Origin of the sequence: Pseudoclavibacter sp. VKM Ac-2888 (assembly GCF_015351285.1) — a bacterium.
Lineage (GTDB): Bacteria > Actinomycetota > Actinomycetes > Actinomycetales > Microbacteriaceae > Pseudoclavibacter.
Genome location: NZ_JADKSM010000001.1, coordinates 3225089 through 3249544, shown reverse-complemented (window position 1 = coordinate 3249544; position 24456 = coordinate 3225089). Strand labels below are relative to the sequence as shown.

Annotated in this window: 21 protein-coding genes; 4 read left to right on the top strand and 17 right to left on the bottom strand. The window is 68.9% G+C overall.

Annotated elements, in window-relative coordinates:
- Positions 1–38: 38 nt before the first annotated feature.
- The 4 genes from ITJ61_RS15380 to ITJ61_RS15365 form a co-directional block, all read right to left on the bottom strand.
- Positions 39–1619, bottom strand: coding sequence for a GMC oxidoreductase (locus ITJ61_RS15380; RefSeq protein ID WP_194686643.1), 1581 nt, complete (start codon positions 1617–1619; stop codon positions 39–41).
- Positions 1620–1668: 49 nt separating this feature from the next.
- On the bottom strand, positions 1669–3171 hold the full coding sequence (locus ITJ61_RS15375) for an MFS transporter (protein WP_194686642.1): 1503 nt from the start codon (positions 3169–3171) through the stop codon (positions 1669–1671).
- A 161-nt stretch (positions 3172–3332) separates the two neighbouring features.
- Positions 3333–4163 carry a hypothetical protein gene (locus ITJ61_RS15370; RefSeq protein ID WP_194686641.1) on the bottom strand — a complete coding sequence of 277 codons (831 nt, stop codon included), beginning with the start codon at positions 4161–4163 and terminating at the stop codon, positions 3333–3335.
- Complete coding sequence (locus tag ITJ61_RS15365) at positions 4160–5197, bottom strand: Gfo/Idh/MocA family protein (RefSeq protein ID WP_194686640.1); 1038 nt, start codon at positions 5195–5197, stop codon at positions 4160–4162. Before ITJ61_RS15365 ends, ITJ61_RS15370 begins: the two co-directional genes overlap by 4 nt.
- Positions 5198–5308: 111 nt before the next feature.
- Here ITJ61_RS15365 and ITJ61_RS15360 point away from each other — a divergent pair, with 111 nt between their 5' ends.
- The 3 genes from ITJ61_RS15360 to ITJ61_RS15350 all read left to right on the top strand — a co-directional run bounded on the left by ITJ61_RS15360 (position 5309) and on the right by ITJ61_RS15350 (position 8150).
- Positions 5309–6586: an ROK family protein gene (locus ITJ61_RS15360; RefSeq protein ID WP_104239779.1), complete on the top strand. Its 1278-nt coding sequence runs from the start codon at positions 5309–5311 to the stop codon at positions 6584–6586.
- Positions 6587–6735: 149 nt separating this feature from the next.
- Positions 6736–7137, top strand: coding sequence for a hypothetical protein (locus ITJ61_RS15355; RefSeq protein WP_194686639.1), 402 nt, complete (start codon positions 6736–6738; stop codon positions 7135–7137).
- Complete coding sequence (locus ITJ61_RS15350; RefSeq protein ID WP_194686638.1) at positions 7134–8150, top strand: restriction endonuclease subunit R; 1017 nt, start codon at positions 7134–7136, stop codon at positions 8148–8150. Before ITJ61_RS15355 ends, ITJ61_RS15350 begins: the two co-directional genes overlap by 4 nt.
- Positions 8151–8243: 93 nt before the next feature.
- Here ITJ61_RS15350 and ITJ61_RS15345 read toward each other — a convergent pair whose 3' ends face one another.
- The 13 genes from ITJ61_RS15345 to ITJ61_RS15285 all read right to left on the bottom strand — a co-directional run bounded on the left by ITJ61_RS15345 (position 8244) and on the right by ITJ61_RS15285 (position 22954).
- Positions 8244–9254, bottom strand: coding sequence for a sugar phosphate isomerase/epimerase family protein (locus ITJ61_RS15345; protein WP_194686637.1), 1011 nt, complete (start codon positions 9252–9254; stop codon positions 8244–8246).
- Between the two features lie 66 nt (positions 9255–9320).
- Positions 9321–10475, bottom strand: a complete 1155-nt coding sequence (locus ITJ61_RS15340; protein ID WP_194686636.1) for a Gfo/Idh/MocA family protein — start codon at positions 10473–10475, stop codon at positions 9321–9323.
- Positions 10472–10870, bottom strand: a complete 399-nt coding sequence (locus tag ITJ61_RS15335) for a C-glycoside deglycosidase beta subunit domain-containing protein (RefSeq protein ID WP_104239784.1) — start codon at positions 10868–10870, stop codon at positions 10472–10474. The genes ITJ61_RS15340 and ITJ61_RS15335 overlap by 4 nt, the downstream gene beginning before the upstream one ends.
- A gap of 17 nt (positions 10871–10887) precedes the next feature.
- Positions 10888–11931, bottom strand: coding sequence for a sugar phosphate isomerase/epimerase family protein (locus ITJ61_RS15330; protein ID WP_104239785.1), 1044 nt, complete (start codon positions 11929–11931; stop codon positions 10888–10890).
- Between the two features lie 25 nt (positions 11932–11956).
- Positions 11957–13060, bottom strand: coding sequence for a sugar phosphate isomerase/epimerase family protein (locus ITJ61_RS15325; protein WP_104332928.1), 1104 nt, complete (start codon positions 13058–13060; stop codon positions 11957–11959).
- Entirely contained in the window at positions 13057–13452 is a 396-nt protein-coding gene (locus ITJ61_RS15320) for a C-glycoside deglycosidase beta subunit domain-containing protein (RefSeq protein ID WP_104239787.1), read from the bottom strand. The genes ITJ61_RS15325 and ITJ61_RS15320 overlap by 4 nt, the downstream gene beginning before the upstream one ends.
- Before the next feature lie 30 nt (positions 13453–13482).
- The gene (locus tag ITJ61_RS15315) at positions 13483–15069 is read right to left on the bottom strand and encodes a GMC oxidoreductase (RefSeq protein ID WP_104307421.1); all 1587 of its coding nucleotides are present in this window, start codon (positions 15067–15069) and stop codon (positions 13483–13485) included.
- Positions 15066–15860 carry a TIM barrel protein gene (locus tag ITJ61_RS15310; protein ID WP_104307420.1) on the bottom strand — a complete coding sequence of 265 codons (795 nt, stop codon included), beginning with the start codon at positions 15858–15860 and terminating at the stop codon, positions 15066–15068. Before ITJ61_RS15310 ends, ITJ61_RS15315 begins: the two co-directional genes overlap by 4 nt.
- Positions 15861–15932: 72 nt before the next feature.
- On the bottom strand, positions 15933–17234 hold the full coding sequence (locus ITJ61_RS15305; RefSeq protein WP_194686635.1) for a C-glycoside deglycosidase beta subunit domain-containing protein: 1302 nt from the start codon (positions 17232–17234) through the stop codon (positions 15933–15935).
- A 1045-nt stretch (positions 17235–18279) separates the two neighbouring features.
- Positions 18280–19782 carry a C-glycoside deglycosidase beta subunit domain-containing protein gene (locus ITJ61_RS15300; RefSeq protein WP_194686634.1) on the bottom strand — a complete coding sequence of 501 codons (1503 nt, stop codon included), beginning with the start codon at positions 19780–19782 and terminating at the stop codon, positions 18280–18282.
- A gap of 15 nt (positions 19783–19797) precedes the next feature.
- Positions 19798–20634: a carbohydrate ABC transporter permease gene (locus ITJ61_RS15295; RefSeq protein WP_104239792.1), complete on the bottom strand. Its 837-nt coding sequence runs from the start codon at positions 20632–20634 to the stop codon at positions 19798–19800.
- 1 nt (position 20635) lies between these two features.
- Complete coding sequence (locus ITJ61_RS15290) at positions 20636–21610, bottom strand: carbohydrate ABC transporter permease (protein ID WP_104239793.1); 975 nt, start codon at positions 21608–21610, stop codon at positions 20636–20638.
- Positions 21611–21661: 51 nt separating this feature from the next.
- Positions 21662–22954, bottom strand: a complete 1293-nt coding sequence (locus ITJ61_RS15285) for an ABC transporter substrate-binding protein (protein ID WP_104239794.1) — start codon at positions 22952–22954, stop codon at positions 21662–21664.
- Between the two features lie 192 nt (positions 22955–23146).
- Here ITJ61_RS15285 and ITJ61_RS15280 point away from each other — a divergent pair, with 192 nt between their 5' ends.
- Complete coding sequence (locus tag ITJ61_RS15280) at positions 23147–24085, top strand: LysR family transcriptional regulator (protein WP_104239795.1); 939 nt, start codon at positions 23147–23149, stop codon at positions 24083–24085.
- The last annotated feature ends 371 nt before the right edge of the window (positions 24086–24456 follow it).

The window sequence follows — 24456 nt, the reverse complement described above, 5'->3', positions numbered from 1 at the left end:
CCGAGAAGCCCATTCCGAGCCTCCCGCGGAGTTTCGCGCTACGCCAGTTCTTCCGCGAGCTTCCTGGCTCCGCGGACCGCGATGGCGACGCTCATGAGGGTGGGGTTCATGGTCGTCGCGGTGGGGATGAGGGCGTTGCCGCCGACGTAGAGGTTGTCGATGCCCCAGACGCGCGAGTACGGGTCGGCGACGGTGGTGCCGTCGTCGTTCGCCCCGGCGCGCATCGTGCCCTGGTAGTGCAGGCTCGAGCCGTTGGGGAGGAGGCGCGGCTCGGCGATGAACGTGCCGAGCGCCTGCCCGGCCCGTCGCAGGTGCGCCTCGCCGTCGGCGATCTCCGCCTTCTCGACGTCGGTGAGCGCGTACTCGACGGTCATGTTGGGGAAGCCGCGGTAGTCGAGCTCGTCGTCGTGGAACGTGATGCCGTCTTCGACGCGCGGGTGCTTGCGCATGCCGTACCCCATGTTGACGTAGCCCCAGCGGTTGCCGGCATGGGGGTGCGCGGGGTCGAGCGGGAATGGCGGGTTCTCGGCGTACATGACCTGCAAGGAGAAGGGGTGGTCTGGCTCGGAGAAGGGGATGCGGTTGACGGCACCGACGGGATCGGCCGGGTTGAGGGCGCGGCGGGCGAGCTCCTCCTCGAGGTCGGCGTCGGTGGCGAAGCGGCTCATGCCGGCGGGGTCGAGGGCGACGGTCGAGATGACGACGGGGTGCTCGGTGAGGTAGCGGCCGAGAGCTGCCGGGCGGATGCCGGATGCCCAGAGGAGCTGCGGGGATCGGAACGCGTCGGCCGCGACGACCACGGCGTCCGCGGGGAAGAAGCCCGTCGCTCCGGTGCGGAGGTCTTCGACGGTGACGCCCGTGACGCGGGCGTCTGCTCCATCGCCGTCGCGCTCGACCCGGCGCACGAGGTGGAGGTCGCGCAGCTCGAAGCGCTCGGCGAGAGGGTTGCCCGCTTCGACGAGCGGCCCGAAGACGACGTCGGCGCCAGCCCAGCGGACAGTGCCGTCGGGCTGCGCGTCTCCCGCGACGGGGAGCGTGCCCGGACCGAAGCCCTCCGGCAGCTCGGCGGCGAACTCCTCGGAGAGGATCGAGCGGATGGCGCCGCCGACGCCGGAGTCGGCGAACGCGGCGGACTGCACGTGCAGCAGCCGCTCTGCGTTCGCGAGCAGGTCATCCCACTCGCCGCTCTCGATGAAGTCGACGCGTTCGCTGAACTCGGGGGCCGGGGTCGCGCAGGTCCAGTGCGCGCCCATGCCGCCGACGTTGGTCGACGCGGCCGCCGCGGGGAACGTGTCCGTGTGGGCCGACCCCTCGCCGCCGAAGTCGAGGAGGTGCGTGCCCTGGCGGGCCGTGAACATCCCCTCCACAACGGCCGATCTCGGAATGCCCAGTGAGTCGCGGAAGTCGCCGGCCTGCGGCCCCTGCGACCGCTCGCGGGCGCGCTCCTTCTCGTCGGGGTCGGCGATGTTGCGCACGCTCTCGCCCGGGATGTCGGTGAGCTGTGGGCCCGCCTCGAACATGGTGACGCGCACGTCCGGGTTCTGCTCGAGGAGGGTCCGCGCGTAGGCGGCCCCGATGGGTCCGCTGCCGACGATCGCGACGACTGGATTGGTGGTCATGTGCTTCCTCCTTGGAAGAGCGGCTGGTGAGTGGATGCGGCGGACGCGGTCAGGCGCGCGACGCCGGGAGGCTCTGCGGTTCGACGACGGGGATGCTCCCCGTCTCGTTGGACAGGCGGCCGGGCGGCAGCAGCAGCGCCGCGACGAAGCCGATGGCGTAGGCGATCGAGAGGCCGATGAAGATGGGCGCGAACACGTCGCGGTAGATCTCCGCGACAGTCGCCTGGAAGGCGGGGTCGCTCGCGTGCACGAGCTGCGGGGTGAGGTTGGCGGCGTCGAAGCCGATAGGGAGCAGCGCCGCGACACCGGCTCCGATCACGCCGCCGATGATGGCGGTCGTCACGGTGGAGCCGACCTGGCGGACGATGTTGACGCTCGCGGTGACGGCGCCCGTCGCGTTCTTGGGGGCGGCGCTCTGCACGACGGCGACGATGAGGCTCATGAAGGAGCCCGTGCCGAGGCCGAGGCCGAACATGACGACCATGGGCACCCAGAGCGGGAGCCCGACGGGGAGCGTGGCCATGATGAGCAGGCCCACGGCGCCCAGGGCGGTGCCGACGATGGGGTAGACGCGGTAGCGACCCGATCGGCTGGCGAGGAAACCCGTGAGGAGGTTGCTCACGAGCATCCCCATGACGGTCGCGATGGGCACGAGCCCGGAGACGGTCGCCGTGGTGCTGTAGGCCATCTGCACGTAGGTGGGCAGGTAGGCGGTGATGGAGAAGAGGCCGACGCCGATGATGGCGGAGAGTGCCGTGCCTGCCGCGACGGTGCGGTTCTTGAAGATGTGCAGGGGCACGACCGGGTTCTCGGCGCGCACCTCCGCCCAGAAGAAGAGCGCGAACGATGCCAGGGCGACGCCGAAGGCCGAGAGCGCTGACGTGAGGAGCTCCGCGTCTGAGACCCAGCTCACGCCGAGCACGAGCGCGACGAGCGCGATCGTGAAGGCCAGTGAGCCGAGCACGTCGAAGCGCGGGGCGGACGTGCGGGGGATGCTCGGGATCGCGACGAGCGCGAAGATCAGCGCGGCGACGCCGACGGGGAGGTTCACCCAGAACACCCACTGCCAGCCCCACTTGTCGGCGATGAGGCCACCGAGCAACGGGCCGATGAGGATAGCGACGGGGAACGCGGCTCCGATGACGGCCATGTACTTGGGCCGGGCCCTCGGGCTCGTGACCTGGGCGATGATCGTCTGCGACATGAGCTGCAGGCCCGCCGAGCTCATCCCCTGGAAGACGCGGGCGACGATGAGCAGGCCCATGTTCGGCGCGAAACCGCAGGCGAGCGAGGCGAGCAGGAAGAGCACGAGGGAGGTCAGGAAGACCGCTCGGGGGCCGACGATGTCGCCGAGCTTGCCGAGCACGGGCAGGAGGACGGTGCTCGCGAGCGTGTAGCTGACGACGACCCAGCCCATCTGCTCGAGCGCGCCGAGGTCGCCGGCGATGGTCGCGAGCGACGTCGAGACGACCGTGTGGTCGAGCGCGCCGAGGAAGGAGACGGTGAGGAGGGAAGCAACAAGGAGGCGGAGTCTCGCCGGTGAGAGTGGCATAAAAGGGCCCGAACGATCGGACGATCTACGCGACATGGTGTGCCTCCGGCCGCTGCGTCGCGACCGGTGACGGGTTCGTGGAACCCCTGCGTCGAGGTCAGCCTACCCAGGCTTATGTCTGAAATCAACTAAAGAGTGTCCACGAGCGGCAATTGCAGACGTCACGCCGACGAGCACCCGCGTTCGATCTCTCCACTCCGCTCGAGATCTTCGAGCAGGCACGACAGCTCATCGGGCCAGTCGGATGCACGCGGCGCCTCGAGCGCCCACCGCAGCTCCCGACGGGCACGACCCTCGAGCGCCTCCCGGACAACTCGCTCCCCCTCCGCGGAGCGACTCGTGAGGCGTGCGACCCCAGCCCCGGAATCGATGGCAACCTCGACCTCGACCGCGCCGAGCGCCGAGACTCGCAGCCACGGCACCCCCGCGGCCGGGGCCCAGGAGAAGAGGACGGGGATGCCGTCGTGCGATTCGAGCAGAAGGGACACGGTCGGGCCGCCGTCGTTCTCCGGATGCGCGGATCCCAGCCCGAGCTCACCCCCACCGGCCAGGACACGCGCCCAGCCGAGCGCGTCCCGCAGCACCCCGCTCAAGGACGGACCGCCAGCCTCGACCGTGACGAGGACAGCCTCCGCCCCGGGCGGGGCCACGAGCGCCCGAGCCGCTTCCACGAGATCTCTCGGGAGGAAGCGCCGCGCAGTCAGAACGGGCGCGGCACCTGCTGGCAGTCGATCGCGGCGACCGACATCGGGCACGACGGCCTCGTCGACGACCACACCTCGGGCACCATCGGCCAGCGCCGCCTCGACCGCGGACAGCCAGCCCCCGGAACTGCGAGCGTCGATCACGACGACCGCGCCGGTCGCGCTCGAGGCGAGCTGCGCACTCAGCGGCAGCTCGGCAACCGCGACGCGATAGGACGCCAGCCGGTCACCATCCACCCCTCGCGGGCCCGGCACACTCGACACCAGGACGGGAATTCGAAGACTCACGACGAAGCCCCCTCGATGTGGGCGGCGACTGCCTCGGCGAGCACGATGGCGTAGCGCGTGTCCTCGAGCTGCTCCTCGTACTCGAGCGGCGCCTCACCCGAGAGCAGCTCGGCAAGCGCCAGCCATTCCGCCTCGTAGCCGTCGAGCTGTGACCTCGGGGGCACCGCGACCCCACCTTCCGGCCCGCGAACACTGACACTCGCCGCGCCGTCGTGCACAAACGCCGGCGGGAAGTCGACGTCGACGCGCGACTCCCCCGCCGAGACCGTGAGACGCCAGCGAGCATCCGCCCCCTCTGCGCGCATGACGGCACCGAGTTGCACTCGGGCGCGGCCAGCCCGGTACCCGACTGCGTAGCCGAGCGGTGCGACGAAGCGAGCGAAGTCGACGCCATCGAATCCCGGCACGAGGTCGCGGATGGCGGGCAGGTCATGCACCGCGAGGCCGGAGACGAGCTGCCGCACGATGCCGGCCTGCACGTGTGCGGGCAGTCCAGATGGGGGATGACGCACGGGAGACTCGACACCCTCGGCGAACTCGGTGACGAGCCGGTGGTACCGCCCGTTCGGCGGGAGCGACAGCGTGACCCGCACGCTGTCGACGGGAGCCCGCAGCTCGCCGATGAGTCGTCGCGCCTGCACCCAGCCGGGGTCATAGAGGTGGTTGGTGCCGATCAGCAGCGCCACCCCCCGCTCCCGGCAGGCGACGACAAGCGATTCCGCCTCGGCAACGGACGTCGCGAGCGGCTTCTCGCACAGAATGCCAGCGACCCCCGCATCGAGCGCGGCCCGCACGTGGCTCGCGTGGTCGGCGGGTGGGGAGCAGATCAAGGCGAGCTGCACCCGCTCGTCCTGGAACACCTCGCCGATGCCGGAGCTGCTGCGTGCGCCGATGCGCCGAGCGAGCTCCTCCGCACGGCCGCTCCCGGAGTCCGCGATGTGCACGACCCGGAACAGTTCGGGGAAACGCGCGAGCGTGGGGAGGTGGAGCGCGGAGACGCCCGGCCCGGCCCCGATGACGCCGACTGACCACATGCGACCACTTCCTTGTGCGCTTTTGTGTGTTTGATACGAAAGTTTGCTGTGCACGAACGTATCTGGGCGTTCTCTGCGGCGCAAGGTCGACATATTGGGTACAGTTCGGCCATGAGAGAGTCAACGTTGCGCTTCGGTGCCCAGACCGATGAGGTCACGAGCCTTCTCCGAGTCGTCAACCTCGTGCGCATGGGCGAGGCACTGACCCGCCCGCAGATCGGCACCGTCACCGGCCTCGGCCGCGGCGTCGTCACCCAGCGCGTCGAGCAGGCCATCAGTATGGGCTACCTCGAAGAGGGCGATGTCGGCCCTTCCTCGGGAGGGCGGGCGCCACGCACGCTGCGCTTCCGCGGAGAGAACGGACTCATCGTCGTCTGCGCCCTCGGCGCGCTGCACATCCACGTCGGCCTCGCACAGCTCGAAGGCGATGTCATCGCACAGGCGCACCTCGACTGGGAGATCTCGCGCGGACCAGCCGCGACCCTCGACGCAGCTCTCGGGCTCGTCGAAGAACTCCTCGCCGCAGACACGAAGAGCCGAGGCAGCGAGCTCCCCGTCTGGGGCATCGCGGTCGGCGTCCCCGGCCCTGTGGACTTCGAGTCCGGCAGGCCCGTTGCACCGCCCATCATGCCCGGGTGGAACGGCTTCGACATCCGCCGCCGCTTCGAGCAGCGCTTCGACGCGCCCGTCTGGGTGGACAACGACGCCAACCTGCTTGCGCTCAACGAGCGCACCAACCGCCAGGTCCCGTCGGTCGATCTCATCTACGTCAAGGTCGGCTCGGGAATCGGCGCCGGCCTCGTCTCGCGGGGGCGCATCCACCGTGGCGCGAACGGCGCGGCGGGAGACATCGGGCACGTGAAGGTGTTCGGGTCGACCTCGCAGTGCCGTTGCGGGAAGATCGGCTGCCTCGAGGCGGAGGCCGGCGGATGGGCCCTCGTTCGGGATGCCCAGCTCGCGATCGAAGCGGGCGACGACGGACTCCTCGCGCGGCGCTCGAAGGAGGGGGAGGAGCTCAACCCGGAGCTCATCGCACTGTGCGCCGAGGACGGCGACGCGCTGGCCATCCAGCTCGCGCAGCGCTCGGCGAAGATCATCGGCGAGTCGATCTCCGCGCTGGTCAACATGTTCAACCCGAAGGTCATCGTCGTCGGCGGCGCCCTCGCCTCGGCCGGCGAGATCTTCCTCGCCGAGGTCCGGCAGCGGGTCTACGAGCACTCACTCCCGCTCGCGACCCGCGACCTCAACATCGTGGTCTCCGCGAACGATGTCCGCGAACCACTGCGCGGGGGCGCCGCGATGGTGCGTGAACAGCTCTTCGAGGAGACGTTCACGCGCTGGTTCGCGGACGGGCGCCCCACGATCGCGGGGCTCGCCCTCGGTCGCTGACACCGGTACGCAGCCCGGGCGCATTCGGCACTTCTTCCGATTTTCGACATAAGCCTGTAGGTTCACTCCTAAAGCCGGTAACGGCCGTCACGAAGGAGTGTCATGCCCAGAATCGACCCGTGCAGCCCCGACCGCCGGGGAGCACGCCCGTGAGCCTCGCGATCCTGCTCGACGACGCCCTCCGCAGCGATGGCGACGGCTTCTCGCTGCGCGTCTCCCTGCCCTGGATCCGATCCCTCCCCCTCGCCAGCCTCCACGAGCTGCGCGTCACGATCGACGGACAGAGCGCCCCGCTCCCCGAGCTGGCGCCGAGCCCCACGTGGTGGTTCGTGCAGGACCGCATCGTCGTGCACTCGAACGTGCGGCTCGAGCCCGGCCAGCACGAGGTGCTCGCGGGCTTCAAGCTCCTCATCCCCAATATGGGCGCAGGCCCGAACCAGCCGCTCATCCTGCCCTTCGCCGCCGCCCGGCGCCTGGAACTGGACGCACCGCTGGCACCGCCGCGCGCATCCCGCGACCTGCCACTCGAAGCCGTCGGGAGCCCCGCGTGAGCGCGCAGCTGCCCGAGGGATGGACGCTCGCCGCCTCGGCGTTCAACTGGTCGCCCGAGCTCATGGTCGCCGACCGCACCTCCCCCGAGATCGCGGCCTCCATCGGGGCATCCGGCGTCGCGAACGTCATCGAGCTCGAGGCAGCCCAGACGTGGCGCACATTCCCTGATCCGTCGGATGCGGAGACCTCCAGCATCCGCTCCGCCCTCGACGCCACGGGCACCTCGGTGAGCATCGTCGGCGCGAGCCTCGACGACTGGCTCACGGCCACCACACGCCGCTCCGAGGACGAGCGCTACGCGTTCCTGCTCCCCCAGCTTCGGGCAGCCGAGCGGCTCGGCGCGGAGGGCATCCGACTTCCGCTGGGACAGGCGGGCCCCGCCCTCCTCGAGCGCCTCCTCCCCCGCCTGCACGAGCACGGCCTCACGCTCTACGAGGAGCTGCAGGGCCAGCAGTCGCTCGACAAGCCGCAGAACGCGGCTGCCGTCGAGGCCGTCGCGGCGATGGACGACACGAGCATCCGCCTGCTCCTCGACATCAGCATGCTCATGCCGTCGCTGCCGCCCAGCTACCTCGCGAGGCTGCGCGCGGGCGGGGTGGATGCGTCACTCGTGGACGCGCTCGAGCACGAGTGGCGGAGCCCGGCGACGCTCGACGCCGTCCAGGCCTCGCTCCGCGGCGGGACCGTGCCGCCGCAGGTGCACACCCTGTTCATGAACCTCGTCATCCGATTTGGGCGGTCGGACGCGCGCGAGCTGCGGGAGATCCTGCCCCTCGTCGGCGGCGTGCACCTGAAGTTCTGGGACCTCGACGACACCGGTGGCCGCATCTCGAACCCCATCCGCGAGACCTCCGCCGAGCTTGCCGCCGTCGGCTTCACGGGCACGCTCTGCAGCGAGTGGGGCGGCCACGAGTGGATCGACTCGCTCACGCCGGAGCAGGCAACCCGCGCCCACCTGGCCCTCGCCCGCGAGGCCATCTCGGAAGGCGCCTCCGCGCCGGCGCCTGCCTGAGCTGCCCAGCCCACGCAGAGAAGTGCGGCAGATGCAGGCTCCCATTCTCGGGAGCACGCATCTGCCGCACTCTTGTGGCCGGGCAGGGGCTGCCTAGTCCTGCTTCGTGGAGAACGCCGAGTCGAACGCCGCCTCCGACGGGCGATACGTGGACAGCGTGCGCACGAACCCCAACGCCTCCGGGGCGCCCACGAGACGGTCCATGCCCGCGTCCTCCCACTCCACCGACAGCGGACCCTCGTAGCCGATCGCGTTCAACATGCGGAAGCAGTCTTCCCACGGCACGTCCCCGTGCCCGGTCGAGATGAAGTCCCACCCCCGGCGCGGATCCGCCCACGGCAGATGCGACGACAACCGCCCATTCCGACCATTGCTGAGGCGCTTCTTCGTGTCCTTGCAATGCACGTGATAGATGCGGTCCTGGAAGTCCCACAAGAACCCCACCGGGTCGATGTCCTGCCACACCATGTGCGAGGGATCCCAGTTCAGGCCGAACGACTCCCTGTGCCCGATCGCCTCCAACGCACGCTTCGTGGTCCAGTAGTCATACGCGATCTCGGACGGGTGCACCTCGTGCGCGAACCGGACCCCGACCTCCTCGAACACATCCAGGATCGGGTTCCACCGGTCGGCGAAGTCCTGGTAGCCGGCATCCACCATCGCCTCCGTGGCAGGAGGGAACATCGCCACGTACTTCCAGATGCTCGAGCCCGTGAAGCCGGTCACGGTCTTCACACCCAGCGCCGCCGCGAGGCGGGCCGTGTTCTTCAGCTCCTCCGCCGCCCGCTGCCGCACGCCCTCCGGCTCCCCGTCGCCCCACACCCGGTCGGACACGATGTCCCGATGGCGCTGATCGATCGGGTCGTCACACACCACCTGCCCCTTGAGATGGTTCGAGATCGTCCACACCTTGAGACCATTGCGCTCGAGGATGTCGAGCTTGCCCTGGACGTACTCGGCGTCATCCCACCGCCACGGGTCGAGGTGATCGCCCCAGCAGGCGATCTCGAGGCCGTCGTAGCCCCACTCCCCCGCGAGGCGCGCAACCTCCTCGAACGGCAGATCGGCCCACTGACCGGTGAACAACGTGACAGGACGAGACATGCTTCTCCTCTTAATTAACGTTCTCGAATGCTGAACTAACGTTCTCGAATGCTTGGGCCGCGCTGCTCAGACGCCGACGGCGGAGCGGGTCTCGACCCACGCGCTCTCCGCGGCCGAGCTGCGCTCGACGGCGTCGAGCACCCGCTGCACGCTGAGCCCCTCTTCGAAGCTCGAGTGCAGCGGGGTACCGTCTGCGATGGCGGTGACGAGGTCGACGACCTGGTGGGTGAAGCCGTGCTCGTAGCCGAGCATGTGACCGGCCGGCCACCAGGCTGCGACGTACGGATGCTCGGGCTCGGTCACGAGGACCTGCGCGAACCCCTGCGCCCGGCTGTCCGCCGTACGGTCGTAGTACTGCAGCGAGTTGAGGTCCTCGAAGTTCCAGGCGAGGGCGCCGAACTCGCCGGAGACCTCGATGGCGAGCGCGTTCTTGCGGCCCGTGGCGAAGCGGCTCGCGTCGAACGAGGCGAGCGCCCCGCCCGAGAGCCGTCCGGTGAAGATCGCGATGTCGTCGACGGTCACCGCCCCAGTGCCAGAGCCGTCGGCGAGCGGACGCTCGGCGATGATCGTGTCGATCGTGCCAGAGACCCGGTCGACGCTCTGGCCCGTGACGAACTGCGTGAGGTCGATGGCGTGCGCCCCGATGTCGCCGAGCGCGCCCGAACCCGCGAGCTCCTTCTGCAGGCGCCACGAGAGCGGTGCGTCCGGGTCGACCAGCCAGTCCTGCTGGTAGGACGCACGCACCCGGTGGATGCGCCCGATCCTGCCCTCGGCGATGAGGTCGCGGAGCAGGGTGACGGCCGGCACGCGGCGGTAGGTGAAGCCGACCATCGACCTCACGCCGCGCTCTGCTGCGCGCGCAGCCGCATCCGCCATCGCCTCGCCCTCGGCGACCGTGTTGGAGAGCGGCTTCTCGACGATGACGTGCTTGCCCGCCTCGAGCGCCGCGATGGCGATCTCGGCGTGCGAGTCACCCGGCGTGACGATGTCGACGATGTCGATGTCGTCTCGCCCGATGACCTCACGCCAGTCGGTGGCCGACTCCTGCCAGCCCCACTGCTTCGCGGCCTCCGCGACCGCGTTGCCGTTGCGCCCGACCACAACCGCCATCTCGACCTCGGCTGGCAGGCCGAAGACGCGAGGCGCCTGCCGCCAGCCGACCGAGTGAGCGGCCCCCATGAAGCCGTAGCCGATCATGGCCACGCGCAACGGCCGGGTCATGCGAGGACCACTTCGCGCTCGACGGGGACGCGGTTGGTGACATAGCGGCCCGGCGCGATCTGCATGTAGAGGAGTCGCATCGTGAGCACGACCTCGACCGTGAGCTTGTCGCCGGCGGCGGGCACCTCATCCAGTTGGATGACGATGTCGGGCCGGTCGGAGAGGAACCAGAGGGTCTCCGACTGCTCGGGCAGCTCGTCGATCGCGTAGGAGCGTCCGGCGAGGTCGAAGCGCAGCCTGTCCTTCGGGACGGACACCCCGTTGACGTTGACCTCGACGTTGTCGACGGCCGACAGCCAGAGGCTGCGGTACCAGGGGATCTGCACGGAGACGCTGATGCCGTCCTCGCGCCGGGTGACGTCCTTCTCGGCGAAGAGCGAATTGTGAGTTGCCATGTGTCTGTTCCCTAGCCTCAGGCGACCGTGAGGCTGTTCGCCTCGGCCGCAGTCTCTTCGATGGCACGGCGCATGAGCGCGTGCTGCTGACGCACCTGCTCGACCGGGTCGCTCTCGCCGAGGTCGGCGAAAGCGTGGCCCTCCCACTCGCTGGAGAGGTAGCCCTGGTAGCCGCCCTTGACGAACTGGCGCACGATGCGCGCCGTGTCCATGGCCGGCTCCTGGCCGTGCTCGTCGATGTCGTAGAACTTCGCGTGCACGTGGAACATCTGCGGCATGATGTCGAGCCACTCCTCCGGCTCGACGAGACCGTGCATGTTGAACGCGAGGCGCGTGAACGGGCCGAGGCGGGCGAAGTCGAACTTCTCGGCCGTGAGGAAGTCCTCGAAGGCCTGGTTGCGCACGTGCATCGGTTGCGGGCGGCGCCAGATCTCGTCCATGACGGGGAAGTACTCCTCCGGCATGCCCATGCTGCTCAGGGTGCGCAGCAGCCGCGGGGAGAGGCTGTGCATCGTCGAGCTGAAGTCGGCGGTGAAGCCGAGGCGGTCGCTGCCGAGGTCCTCGTACATCTCGCGGATCGCGTGGATCTGCGGGGCGTTCGGGCCGGAGGGGGCGTGGATCTCGTAGCCGAGGCGCTGGTCGTACTTCTCTGCGAGCGGCAGGAGTCGCGCGAGCAGCTCCTTGCCTGCCGAGCGGATGACGACGGTGCGGAACCCGAAGTCGTTCGCCGTTGCGAGCTGGCGGGCGAAGAACTCGTACTCCTCATCCGGCGTCATGTCGCGGTCCTTGCGGCGCCCCATGTCGAGGTTCGTGCCGACGGCGCTGGGCTCCAGTTCGTAGCGCTCGAGAGTGTCGCGCCAGAACTTCACGAACTCGTGGTCGGTGTCCGGGTAGGTGCGCAGCAGCTGCGCGATGTTGAACTCGACGCCGGTGCCCAGGCCCTCCTTGTGCACGGCCTCGACGAGCGTCTCCGGCGTGTAGAGGCCGGCCGCGAACTCCGAGGTGAGCGAGTAGAGGGTGATGCCGAGCTTGATGCCCGTTCCTGCGATGCCATCTGTCATGGTGTTCTCCTTCTGGTCGCGGCGGTCAGCTGCGTACGGGCAGTGCATGGTGGGCGGCGAGGATGCGCCGCGCCTCAGCGGGGTCGGTGATCATGCGCGAGCCCGCATCCGCTGCCGCGGAGCGCTGGACGGCGTGCTCGGCGCGGATGATGTCGAACGGGCTCTGCCAGTGGTTCCAGTGCCAGCCCTCGTACTCGCTCGAGACGGCGCCGGAGTAGCCCTGCTCGACGAGCAGCGCGATGAGCTCGCGGACGGGAACCGAGGGCTCCTCCCCGTGCTCGTCGATGCCGAAGAACTTGCCATGCACGTGCTTGACCCACGGCATGATCTCGAGCCAGTCCTCGACCCGGGCCGGGCCGAAGAGGCCGGTGCCGTTGATGGCGAAGTCGATGCCGAAATCGGGGCGCCCGTGCTTCGCGGCGAGGCCGATGAAGGAGCCGAAGCGCTTGCCGTGCACGCCCTGGTCTGCTGGCGGGCCCTCCGCGTAGTAGCCGTCCCACAGCTCGACGAGCTCGGTGAGCAGCTCCTCCGAGGCGCCGCGGCGGCGGTAGGCCTCGACGGCGGACGGGGCGAACGCCTTGGTGGTGGCGCCCCAATCGGCGGTGAAGCCGAGGTACGGGGAGCCGACCTGCTCGAAGCGGTCGCGGAGCGCGAGGATGCGGGGGTGCGAGGCGTACTGGTCGGCGTGCACCTCGAGGGCCAGCGTCACGCCGTGCTTCTCGGCGATCGGCGCGAGCTGCTCCATCGAGTCCGGCGTGATGGAGATCTGCACGCGGGCGACGGGGAAGCCGAGCTTGGCGGCCGCCTCGATCTGCCGCGTCATGTACTCGACGAGCTCGTCCTGCGAAAGCAGGCGGTCGCGGTGGATGCCGATGTCGGCGTTGACCGCGAGCGAGGTGCGGACCAGGTCGAGCTCCTCGACGAGGTCGGAGAACCAGCCGGCGAACTCGTCGGTGATGTTCGGGAAGCCTCGGATGCTCGAGAACCCGATGAGCTCGAGGCCGGGTCCGAAGCCCTCGGCCGCGACCTTGCGGATGAGCCCTTCGAGGTCGTACTCGCGCCCGTGGAACGCGCGGGTGAAGCTGTAGAGGGTGACCCCCTGGATGGGGGTGCCGAGCTCGCTGCTCATGCGGAGACCGCCTTCATCGTCTTGGAGTTGTGTTCTTCGATGCGGAGCACCCCGTGGTCGGTGATGATGTACGGGATGTAGAGCTTCAGGTCGACGTCGACCGTGTGGTCTCCGTCTCCCGCCGTGATGGGGATGTCGCCTTCGACGACAACCGAGTCGGTCGGGAACCACCACTCGCTCGTGTCGCCGGCGAGCTCATCCGGTGCGTAGGTCCTGCCGTTCATGGTCCAGCGCAGCGACTCGAGTGGGGCGGCGATGCCGTCGACCGAGAGGCCGAACTCGGAGATGCAGGATGCGGGCAGCGAGCGGTACCAGGGCAGGCGCACCTCCACCGAGGTGCGTGTGCCGTTCGTCTTGAGCGTGTCCTGCTCGATGATCCGATCAGGAATCATGGTGGCCTCCTAGCCAGTTGTCAGTCATGGTCAGTGCTCGGTCGTCTGCGACGCGAGCGCTGGTGCGGTGGTGAGCCTCGCCGCGACGTCGCGGGCGCCCTTCACGGCGAGCGCGACGCTCGTGAGGGTGGGGTTGCAGGCGGTCGAGGTCGGGATGACGCCGTTGCCGGCGACGTAGAGCCCCGGCACGCCCCAGACCTCGCTTGTCGGCGAGCAGACGCTCTCGCCGTCGTCGGTCTCGCCCATGCGGGTTGTGCCCTGGTAGTGCAGGGATGCGCCGAAGGGGAGGCGGATGACGCGCTCGTCGAGGGGTTCGCCGACGGCGTCGCCGAGCACGCGCAGTTCGGCCTCCGCCGCATCCATCACCGCCCGGTCCTTGTCCGTCGCGGTGTAGTGGATGCGCACGGCCGGCATCCCGTAGCTGTCGAGGTGCCCTTCGGTGAAGAGCACGCGGTCGTCGCGCTGCAGCTCCTTCGCGCAGAACATGCCGAGCCCCACGATGGAGCCGGGGATGACGGCGTCGTCGACCGCGACCGGCACGGGGGACGCGTCGAGCTGCATGATCTGCCCGTGGAACGGCTTCGCGTCGGTGTACGGCACCCAGCTGACGCCACTCGTCTCGCTGATGGCGCCAGCGGCCTTGTCCTGCACCGCTGTTGCCGACGCCTCCGGCGCTTCGATGCCCGTGATCCGGGCGGCGAAGACGACCTGCGACTGGTCGTTGAGGTATCGGCCGAGCGCATCGGGTCGGATCCCGGAGGCCCACAGGACCTGCGGGGTGCGGAGCGCGTCGGCGGCCACGACGACCACTCGGGCCGCGACCACGCTGAGCTGCGCTGCGCCGGCCTCGCTGAGGTCGCGCACCTCGACTCCCGCGACCGCGCCGTCGTCGCCGAGCACGGTCCTGGTGACGAGGGACTCATCGAAGAGCTCGAAGTTGGGGTTCTCGCGTGTCACGTCGCCGAGGACGACGTCGGAGCCCGACCAGACGAGGCGCCCGTCGTCACGGCGCCGCACGGCGAGCGGCATCCGCTGCACGCGGGCGGCAGGCTCGCGGCCCCCGTCGACCACCGGTGAGAGCCGGTCGCGGATGACCTGGCTGAAGGGGGCCCCCTCGAACGCGTCGGTCGTGACGCCGAGCAGGCGCTCGGCCTCACCGAGGAGTTCGTCGAGCTCGCCCGTCGCGTCGAGGAAGCTGATGCGCTCGCTCTCGCCCGGGCGCGGGCAGGCGCCCGTCCAGTGGGCGGACATGCCGCCCACGTTGCTCGACATGGCCGCGACGGGCATCCCGTCGCCGCCGTCGACCGAGAAGTCGCCGTCGGGAAGGATGTACGTGCCCGGGCGCGACTGTCGCTTCCCCTGCGCGAGGGCGACGGGGCTGTTGAGCTTGGAGGCCGCTTCGCCCGGCCCCTCGGAACGCCGCTGGGCGGAGCTCCGAGCTTCGAGGTCCTCGATGTTCTTGACGTGCGCGCCTGGCGGGTTCGAGACGGTCGGCCCGACCTCGAACATCGCGATGCGCAGCTCGGGTGCCGTCTCGCTCAGGATGCGCGCGTAGCTCGCGCCGGCTGGTCCGCTGCCGACGATGGCGACGTCGACGCGCTCCGGGTAGCGGCTCATGCCGACGCCGCGGCTTCCTTCACGAAGGCCACCGATGCAGCCGACTCCGTGGTCGGGTAGTACTCGAGGCCGATGGGGCCGTCGTAGCCGGATGCGCGCAGCACGGAGAACTTCTCGGCCCAGTCGAGCGAGCCGCTGCCGGGCTCGCCGCGGCCCGGCGCATCCGCCAGCTGCACGTACTTGACGATGTCTCCGGCGTTGGCGAGCTCGGCCGCCATGTCCTCGCCCTCGACGGCAGAGTGGTAGATGTCGTAGAGCACGCCGAAGTTCGGGGAGCCGACGCCGCGGGCGACGTAGACGGCCTCCGAGGTGCGGTCGAGGAGCGAGCCGGGGTGGTCGACGCGGACGTTGACCGGCTCGAGCACCAGCGTGATGCCGGAGCCCTCGATCTGGGTGATGGCCTTCTCGTAGATGGCGATGAGCTCGTCGAGCTGCGTCTGGCGCTTCGAGCCGCCGAAGCCCGTGCCGCTGCCGACGACGATGCGCGGGCAGCCGAGGTCCTGCGCGATGGCGACGCCCTCGTCCAGGCACTGGTAGAAGAAGGAGTGGTCCTTCGGCGGAATCATGAACTGCGTGCGCGGCTCGGCGAGCTGCGCCGTGAGCTGCGTGCCTGTCTCCTCCAGCGCCGCCTTGAGCGCGGGGAGGTCCTTGGGCTTGGCGGGTGCATCCTTGCCCGTCGGCCCCCACATCTCGACGGCGTCGAAGCCGGCAGCCGAGGCGGCGCGGACTCGGTCGTGGTAGTCGCCGGCTTCGGTGAAGAGGAGTTCGATGTTCGGTGCGAGCTGGTACATGGCTGGTCCTTTGCGGGGTTCGAAGAGTGAGGGGTCGACGCGTGGAGGTCGAAGCCCGAGGCGGGCGATGCGCTAGAGGCGGTCGGCGAGCTGACGGATGAGGGAGTGCTGGCGGCGGACCTGCTCGATGGAGCGCCACGGTTCGCGCTCGCCCTCGTATTCGCTCGAGAGGTAGCCCGTGTACCCGGCGTCCTTGAGGGACTTGAGCACCGGCTCCCAGGGGATCTGCTGGTCCTCGAGGTGCTCGTCGATGTCGTGGAACTTGGCCTGGATGAACACGACGTGCTCGATGATTCCGGCGATGTCGGCCGGGTCGACGCCGATGCCGTCGAGGAAGTCGGGGCGCTTGCCCGGCAGCTCGCCCGGACGCAGCGGGATCGGCCGGTCCTGGAAGATGCCGGTGTCGAGGAGCAGCCCGAAGTGCTTCGTGCCGGTGCGCTCGATGAGCGCGATGTAGTCGTCCACGACCTCGTGCTTGATGGGCGTCGGCGAGTGGATCTCCGGACAGATGATGACGTCGAGTTCCTCGGCGAGGGCAAGGCTCAGCTCGACGGCTTCCGTCCAGCTGTGGTGCGGCACGAGGTCGCTCGTGACGACCCCGATCTTCGGGCGCACGAACCTGAAGCCGAGCCGCTTGGCGAGGCGCAGGTCGCGCTGCAGGATCTGTGCGCCCTCCGCCGCGGTGAGGTCGCGCGCCTGCGCTCCGCTCGAGAAGAGCCGCGTGTCGATCCAGGAGCCGTAGTTCGTCGGCTCGAGCGAGTACTTGTCGAGAAGCGCGAACCACTCGTCGACCCACTCGTCGCTCGGGTTGGGGTAGTTGGGGATGTGCCCCTCGCCGAGGATCTCGACGCCGGTGGCGCCGAGGTCGGCGATCGAGCGCAGCGCGGTCTCGAGGTCCATGACCGTGCCGTAGTCGCCCATGTAGCTGTAGAGGGAGACGCCGTATGCGAACTGGGCACCCTGCGCCTCTGGGGTCAGCGTCACGTGCTTGGAGACCTGGTAGCGGCTCGGCTGGTGCTCGAGTGGGATGTACGACATCCGCAGGCGCAGGTCGACCGAGAGCTCGTGCACGCCGTCCGGCAGGCCACCCTCGAGGGGGACGGTGACGGTGGCGGGTTCGTCGAGCTGCCAGCGCACATCCTTCGACACCCACAGCTCCTCGAGCGTGTACGTGTTCCCCTGGAGCGTCCAGAGCGGGACGGTCGGGTCCACGTCGACGACGCCGGGGATCTCAACGCCGACCCCGTCGATGAGCGAGGCCGCCATGCCGCGGTACGACGGCATGCGGAGCTGGAATTGGAACCCGGTGACCGTGTCGCCCTCGCGCACGTTGCGGAAGCCGACGGACTGGATGAGGTCTCTCTCGAGAAGCATCGTTGCTCACTCTCTGTGTCTGTGCGTCCACTCTACGCACTTATGTCGGTTTCAGTCATAAGAAAGACTGATGCGCGCCTTAGGTGCTGCGGATGCCGGCGGGCCGGCCGCAAGAGCGGCGCCCGAGCATCCGGAATCCGCCGCCGCACGGCCGCCGCCCGGCCACCCTCGCCTCAGTCGGTCCGCACACCTGGGGCTTGTGCACCTGCGGCTTGTGCACCTGCGGGCGCCCTTTCGCCTGCGCAACCCCCAGGTCTGCGCAGCACCCCGCCCACACCCGCGCGCCCCCAACCACGCGCCCACAGACCTGGGCCATGCGCACCTTCGGGCATCCCTCCGCCTCCACAACCCCCAGGTCTACGCAGAACCCCGCCCGCGCGCCTACAGACCTGGGCCATGCGCACCTGCGGGCACCCCTCCGCCTCCACAACCCCCAGGTCTCCGCAGAACCCCGCTCACGCACCCACAGACCTGGGCCCTGCGCACCTTCGGGAGCCCCACAGCCTGCACAACGCCCAGGTCTACGCAGATCCCTGCCCGCGCGCCCACGCGCCCAGCAGACCTGGGCCACGCGCACCTCCGGGAGCGCCACAGCCTGCACAACCCCCAGGTCTACGCAGAACCCCGTCCACGCGCCCACAGACCTGGGCCCTGCGCACCTTCGGGAGCCCCACAGCCTGCACAACCCTCAGGTCTCCGCAGAACCCCGCCCACGCGCGCGCCTCCCCGCGCCCACACGCCCACAGACCTGGGCCTTGCGCACTTACTGGAGCCCCACAGCCTGCGCAACCCCCAGGTCTCCGCAGATCCCTGCCCGCGCGCCCACACGCCCACAGACCTGGGCCTTGCGCACCTACTGGCGCCCCACAGCCTGCACAACGCCCAGGTCTGCGCGACGCCCGAGACCACACATACCTGCGCCTCCACCCACTCCCCGCGCCTCCGCCCACTCCCTCCAAGCGCAGATGTGGGGGTTGCGCATGTGAATCAACGGATTCACGTGCGCAACCCCCACGTCTGCTCAGCTCAGAGCGCGGCTGGCGGCTCAGGCCAGCGCCTGCACCTCCCGCATGCTGCGGCGGATGAGCGCGTGCTGGCGCTGCACGAGCACAAGCGGGTCGACCTCGCCGAGGTCAGCGAAGGCGTGGCCCTCCCACTCGCTCGACATGTAGCCGGAGAAGCCGCCGCGCACGAACTCCTCGGTGATCGCGCGGTAGTCGATCGCCGGCTCGTCGCCGTGCTCGTCGATGTCGTAGAACTTGGCGTGCACGTGCAGGATCTGCGGCATGATGTCCGACCACTCGCGTACATCCACGCGGCCCTGCATGTTGAAGGACAGGTGCGCGAGCGAGCCGAGGATGCCCGGGTTGATGCCCCGCCCCTCGAGGTACGCGATGAACGCCTGCTGGCGCTCGCGCATGGGCACACCGGTGCGCCAGATCTCCTGGAGCTTCTCCACCGCGGCGTCGTCGAGGCCGCGCTTCTTCACCGAACGCAGCAGCGTCGGCGCCATGCTGTGCATCGTCGACGAGAAGTCGGCGACGAAGCCGAGCAGCGGGGAGTCGAACTCCTCGAAGACCTCCCGCACCTTCACGATGGGCTCGGCGTTCGGCCCGAGCGGCGCGTGGATCTCGTAGCCGAGCTTGAGGTTCAAGCGCTCCGCGATGGGCAGGATGCGCCGCAGCAGCTCCGGTTTCGCGCTCTGGATGCGCACGAGCGGGAAGTCGAGCTTCTTCGCCGACTGCAGCAGCGTCTCGGTGAACTCGAACTCCTCGTCGAGGCTCATGTCGCGCGACCGGTTGCGGCCCATGTCGAGGTTCGCGCCGAACGAGCTGGCGTCGAAGCCGTACTTGTCGAACGCGCTCCGCCACTTCGCGACGAACTCGTCGGAGACGTGCGGGTACGTGGGCACCATCTGCGAGGCGACGATCTCGATGCCGGGCCCGATGCCGAGCTCGGCGACGCGCGCCAGAAGGGAGTCGAAGTCGTACCAGCCCGCCGCGAACTCGGCCGTTGCCGAGTAGAGGGTGAGGCCGAGCTTGAAGGGGTCGCTGTCGCGGGGCTCGGCGAACTCGCCGAGTGCATCCGCCGCCGACGCCTCGAAGTACGGGGTGGTCGCAGCCTCGACGGCCTCGCTCGCGACGAGCGTGCGGGTCACGTCGACGTGGTTCGGGACGTAGAGGCCCGGCTCGGTCTCGCTGCCCGGCTTGATCTGCATGTACGGCAGTCGCAGGTCGGCGACGAGGCGGACCTCGTGCTCGCTGCCATCCGCGATCGGCTCGTCGAGTTCGACGACGAGGCGCGGGCGGTCCTGCAGGAACCACAGCACCTCCGACTGCTCGGCGATCTCGTCGAGGCGGTAGCTCTCGCCACGGTGCTCGAGGCGCAGCTTCGAGGCGTCGATCGCGGCGCCGTCGATCTCAAGGGCGAGGCCCGTGACCGAGGAGAGCCACACGCTGCGGTACCAGGGCAGCTGCAGGCTGAGCGCTGCGCCATCCGGGTGGGGGAAGAGGCTCTGCTCGCTGAGCAGGGTGTCTTGCGTTGCCATGTGGGGTCTCGATTCCTAGTGCTTGAGTCCGCCTGCGAAGCCCTGCATGAACTGCTTCTGGGCGACGAGGTAGAAGATGAGGATCGGCACCATCGAGATGATGACGATGGAGAAGATCTGGTTCCACTGCGAGACGAGCGCGCCGACGTAGTAGTACATCGCCACGGGCAACGTCTGGAAGTCGGAGCCGCCGAGGAAGATGAGCGACGTGAAGAAGTCGTTCCACACGATGAGGCCGGCGAGGATCGCGACCGTTCCGGTGGCCGGCGCCATGAGGGGGAGGATGATCTGGAAGAACACCTGCGTGGGGCTCGCCCCGTCGAGGGCCGCAGCCTCCTCATAGTCGGTGCCGAGTCCGCGGAAGAAGTTGGCGTACAGGAAGATCGCGAGCGGGAGGAGCATCCCCGTGTAGAGCACGATCATGCCCCACAGCGAACCGGTCAGGCCGAGCGCGCGGGCCCCCATGTAGAGGGGAACGGTGCCGAGCTGCGTGGGCAGGATGATCGCGATGAGGAAGATGTAGTACGAAACCTGGGTCCAGCGGCGGGTGCTGCGCGTGATGACGTAGCCCGCGAGCGCCCCGAGGATCACCATGCAGAGGATCGTGCCGCCCGTGATGATGATGCTGTTGAGCAGGCCGATGAGCACGTTCGACTGCCCCGTCGCCGTCATGACGTTGGCGAAGTTCTCGACCGTCCACGTTGCGGGGAGCTCGGTGGCAGAGGTTGAGAAGACCTCCTGGTCGCTCTTGAACGCCGTGATGACGAGGAAGTAGAACGGCAGCAGGAACACGATGGCGACGAGCCAGACCGCGACTTCCCTGATCAGCGTGAACTTGGTGTACCTGAACATGTCAGCGTCCCTTCTCGGGGCGTTCGGCCGTGAGCTTCTGCTGGAGGACGGCGAAGATGAGGATGATGACGGTGAGGATGAGCGCGAGCGCCGCTCCGTAGCCGAAGTTGCCGAGCGAGAAGGTCTGCTTGTAGACCTCCGTCGCGAGCGTCTCCGTGGCACCTGCTGGCCCTCCGCCAGTGAGGGCCATGACCTGGTCGAAGATGCGCAGCCCGTTGACGAGTCCGAGCGTCGTCGCGATGGCGACGGCCGAGCGGATCGAGGGGAGCGTGATGTACCAGAAGCGCTGGAGCATGCTGGCGCCGTCGATGGCGGCGGCCTCTTCGATCTCGACGGGCACACTGGCGAGGCCGGCGATGTAGATGACCATCGTGAAGCCCGTGTTCTGCCAGACGATGACGATAAGGACCGCCCAGATCGACCACTGCGGGTCTGCCAGCCAGGCCTTCTGGTATTCGGCGAAGCCGAGCATCCCCAGGAACGCGTTGAGCGGGCCGTTGAACTCGAAGATGAACTTCCAGATGTAGGCGACCGCGAGCGGGCTGAGCACCACCGGCATGAAGAACAGGGTGCGGAGGATGTAGCGCGTCTTGAGCCCGCGGTTGAGTGCGAGGGCCAGGATGAGGCCGGCGATGTTGGTGAGGATGACCGAGCCGAACGCGAGGAACAGCGTGTTGCCGACGGCGCCGATCTTGCTCGGGTCGGCGAAGATATCGGCGAAGTTGTCGAACCCGACGAACGTGAACGAGCCGATGCCAGACCAGTTCGTGAACGCGAAGAAGCCTCCGGCGGCCGTCGCGGCGTAGTGGATGAACGCCACGAGCACGAGGCCGGGCAGCACCCACCACCAGTGACCGAATTGGAGAAGGGGACGCCCCTTGCGGGGGAGGGCGGCTTTCTTGCCACCCTCCCCCGTGGGCGACTGGTCTTCAGCAGCTGACTCGGTCTTGCCGTCGCTGTGCAGTGTCGCAGTCATGAACTGGCTCCTTTGCTACGTGTGGATGCGGTGGGTGCCTGACCTTGAAGGTCAGCTGTCCCAGGCCGCATCCATTGCCGAGAGGACGCCGTCGACCGTGGTCTGACCGGTGAAGAGACCCTGCACGCCCTTCTGCAGCTCGTCGTAGACGGCCTGGTTCGGCCAGAGGCTGTTCGGCAGCGGCGTGTAGGAGCCGTCGGTGAGGACCTGCTCGACGCTGGCGTACGCGGAGCCTTCGAATTCGTAGTTCTCGATGCCGGAGACGGGGAGCGCGCCGGACACGTCGGAGAAGAGCTTCGCGCCCTCATCGCCCGCGACCCAGTCGAGGAACGCCTGGGCGGCCTCCTGCTTGTCGCTCGCCGCGTTGATGGAGAGCGAGTAGTTGGAGCTGGCGAGCACGTACGGCTTGCCGCCGTCAGCGGACGGGAAGGGCTCGATGGAGAAGTCGAGGTCCGGGTTGGCCTCGGCCAGCTCGTTGGCGGAGGAGCCGGGGAGGAAGCCGCCGAGCGAGGTGCCCTGCGTGATGTTGTTCGTGATGACGTCGAAGCCAGCACCCTCGGCACCAGGCTGGAAGCAGCCCGCATCCTTGAGGTCGATGATCGTCTCGAGCGTGTCCTTCCAGCCCTGCGAGTCGGCGAAGGTGACGTCGCCGGCTTCGCGCTGCTCGTTCCAGTCGGGGGTCTCCGCGTAGACGCGGGTGGCCGAGATCGACATGGCGGTCATGCCCGTGTTGGGGCCTGCGGCTCCGGCGATGACGATCATCGACTTGCCCTGCGAGGTGAGGTCGCCGCACTTGCCGATGAGCTCGGCCGTGTCGGCGGGGTAGCTGGTCACGCCAGCGGCCTCCGCCGAGGAGTTGCTGTAGACGAAGCCTGCGACGGTGAAGTCGACGGGCTGCGCGAGCACCTGGTCCTCGTAGGTGTAGAGCGCCTCGCTGCCGTCGGGGATGACACCGGATGCGGTCTCGCCGAGGGGTGCGAGGAAGCCCGCCTCGCCGAGGCTGAGGACCGCCTGGCCCTGGCCCGATCCGGGGGCCGTCTGGATGACGTCCGGGGCGTTGCCCGCCTGGAGCTGCGTGCGGAGCGTCTCGCCGTAGCGGTCGTTCGGCTGCGGGTTGAGCGTGATCGTCACGTCGGGGTTGGCTTCCATGTACGCGTTCGCGAGCGCCTCGTACGGGTTCTCGAGGTTGTTCGAGGTTGCGTAGGTGAGGGAGAACTCGGTGGCGCCGCCGCCTGCGGTGTCGCCGCCGCCGCCGCTTGCGCAACCGGAGAGAGCGAGGACACCGGCAACCGGGAGGGCGAGTGCTGCGCTGAGGCGCATCCGCTGGTTACGGGAGTGAGACATTTTTTGCCTTTCTTGACAGCGTTGTCGAAGATCCTCCGGCCGTACCGGAGCTGGGTTCAGTCTGGCAGGCTTGTGCGCAAAACACACATAAGTAGTTGCGATGCTCCGCATAACTCACGGCCCGGAACCCGCCGAGCGCATCACCGAGACGGATATGCTGGCGCCACACCCCCGATCCGGAGGCACAACGACGTGACCACAGAAACACCGCTCTCCAGGCTCGACCTCAACCTGCTCGTCTCACTCGACGCCCTCCTCACGGAACGCAGCGTCACCAGAGCGGCAGAGCGACTGCACCTCAGCCAACCCGCGCTCAGCGCATCCCTCGGTCGTCTTCGCACGCACTTCAACGACAAGATCCTCGCCCGCACCGGCAACACGTACGAGTTGACGCCCCTCGCCGTGCGCCTCAGCGAGCTCACCGCCACAGCCCTCGACTCGGCCAGGCGCGTCTTCGACAGCCAAGCCGAATGGAACCCGACGCAGTCGACCCGCGAGTTCACGGTGCTCGGCTCCGACTACGGCTTCGCGACCATCGGCGCCGCCGTCTCCAAGCTCGCCGCCGAGACCGCCCCGGGCGTGCGCTTCCGGTTCCGGATGCACAACCCCTCCATCGTCGAGGACGCCATCGCGCAGCTCCGCTCGGTCGACGCCATGATGATCCCCCACGGCTTCCTCAGCGACCTCCCATACAACGACCTCTTCACCGACGAGTGGCGCATCATCTGCACCGACGACAACCCGCACGTCGGCGAGCAGATCACGATGGAGAACATCGCCGAGCTGCCGTGGGTGTTCAACTACCTCTCCCGGTCGGCGTTCACCTCGGCGAGCAGGCAGATCCGTGAACTCGGCATCGAGCCGACCGTGGCCGCCGTCGTCGAGGGCTTCCACGTGCTCCCCCACTTCGTCGAAGGCACCAACCGGCTCGCCCTCATGCAGAAGCGGCTCACCGACGTGCTCATCCCGAGCGAGGGGTTCCGAGTGCTCGAGCCGCCCTTCGACGCGACCCCCATCTCGGCCGCCCTCTGGTGGCATCCCACCCACAACAGCGACCCAGAGCACGCGTGGATGCGCCGCCTCTTCGCGCAAGCCGGCGAGGCCATGCAGGCGGAGGTCGGCGCGGCGTAGGCGGCAGGCCGGCGCGGCGGCGCGGCGGCGGCGGCGGCGGCGGCGGCGCGGCGGCGGCGGCGGCGGCGGCGGCGGCGGCGCGGCGGCGCTCATTTCGGGATGGCTTCCACGCACGCAGATGACTTGCAAGCCATCCCGAAGCGCGAAAACCATCCCGAGGTTCGCTCGCCAACGTCAACACCGCGCGGCAACTCCTCGGCATGGGATCCTCACCTCGACGCAAGAAGGCCACCCGCACGAAGCGCCAAACCCATCCCGAGACTTGCTCAGCCACTCCGCCAGCACCCGCCCCCATTCTCGAGATGGCTTCCACGCACGCAGACGGCTTGCAAGCTATCCCGAAGCACCAAAGCCATCCCGAGGTTCGCTCG

Excerpts from the sequence above, each read along its gene's own strand:
- ITJ61_RS15300 (WP_194686634.1), bottom strand. The coding sequence starts at position 19,782 with ATGGCAACGCAAGACACCCTGCTCAGCGAGCAGAGCCTCTTCCCCCAC.
- ITJ61_RS15315 (WP_104307421.1), bottom strand. The coding sequence starts at position 15,069 with ATGAGCCGCTACCCGGAGCGCGTCGACGTCGCCATCGTCGGCAGCGGA.
- ITJ61_RS15340 (WP_194686636.1), bottom strand. The coding sequence starts at position 10,475 with ATGACCCGGCCGTTGCGCGTGGCCATGATCGGCTACGGCTTCATGGGG.
- ITJ61_RS15320 (WP_104239787.1), bottom strand. The coding sequence starts at position 13,452 with ATGATTCCTGATCGGATCATCGAGCAGGACACGCTCAAGACGAACGGC.
- ITJ61_RS15305 (WP_194686635.1), bottom strand. The coding sequence starts at position 17,234 with ATGCTTCTCGAGAGAGACCTCATCCAGTCCGTCGGCTTCCGCAACGTG.
- ITJ61_RS15360 (WP_104239779.1), top strand. The coding sequence starts at position 5,309 with ATGAGAGAGTCAACGTTGCGCTTCGGTGCCCAGACCGATGAGGTCACG.
- ITJ61_RS15335 (WP_104239784.1), bottom strand. The coding sequence starts at position 10,870 with ATGGCAACTCACAATTCGCTCTTCGCCGAGAAGGACGTCACCCGGCGC.
- ITJ61_RS15375 (WP_194686642.1), bottom strand. The coding sequence starts at position 3,171 with ATGCCACTCTCACCGGCGAGACTCCGCCTCCTTGTTGCTTCCCTCCTC.
- ITJ61_RS15290 (WP_104239793.1), bottom strand. The coding sequence starts at position 21,610 with ATGACTGCGACACTGCACAGCGACGGCAAGACCGAGTCAGCTGCTGAA.
- ITJ61_RS15295 (WP_104239792.1), bottom strand. The coding sequence starts at position 20,634 with ATGTTCAGGTACACCAAGTTCACGCTGATCAGGGAAGTCGCGGTCTGG.
- ITJ61_RS15330 (WP_104239785.1), bottom strand. The coding sequence starts at position 11,931 with ATGACAGATGGCATCGCAGGAACGGGCATCAAGCTCGGCATCACCCTC.
- ITJ61_RS15310 (WP_104307420.1), bottom strand. The coding sequence starts at position 15,860 with ATGTACCAGCTCGCACCGAACATCGAACTCCTCTTCACCGAAGCCGGC.
- ITJ61_RS15365 (WP_194686640.1), bottom strand. The coding sequence starts at position 5,197 with ATGTGGTCAGTCGGCGTCATCGGGGCCGGGCCGGGCGTCTCCGCGCTC.
- ITJ61_RS15345 (WP_194686637.1), bottom strand. The coding sequence starts at position 9,254 with ATGTCTCGTCCTGTCACGTTGTTCACCGGTCAGTGGGCCGATCTGCCG.
- ITJ61_RS15325 (WP_104332928.1), bottom strand. The coding sequence starts at position 13,060 with ATGAGCAGCGAGCTCGGCACCCCCATCCAGGGGGTCACCCTCTACAGC.
- ITJ61_RS15380 (WP_194686643.1), bottom strand. The coding sequence starts at position 1,619 with ATGACCACCAATCCAGTCGTCGCGATCGTCGGCAGCGGACCCATCGGG.
- ITJ61_RS15285 (WP_104239794.1), bottom strand. The coding sequence starts at position 22,954 with ATGTCTCACTCCCGTAACCAGCGGATGCGCCTCAGCGCAGCACTCGCC.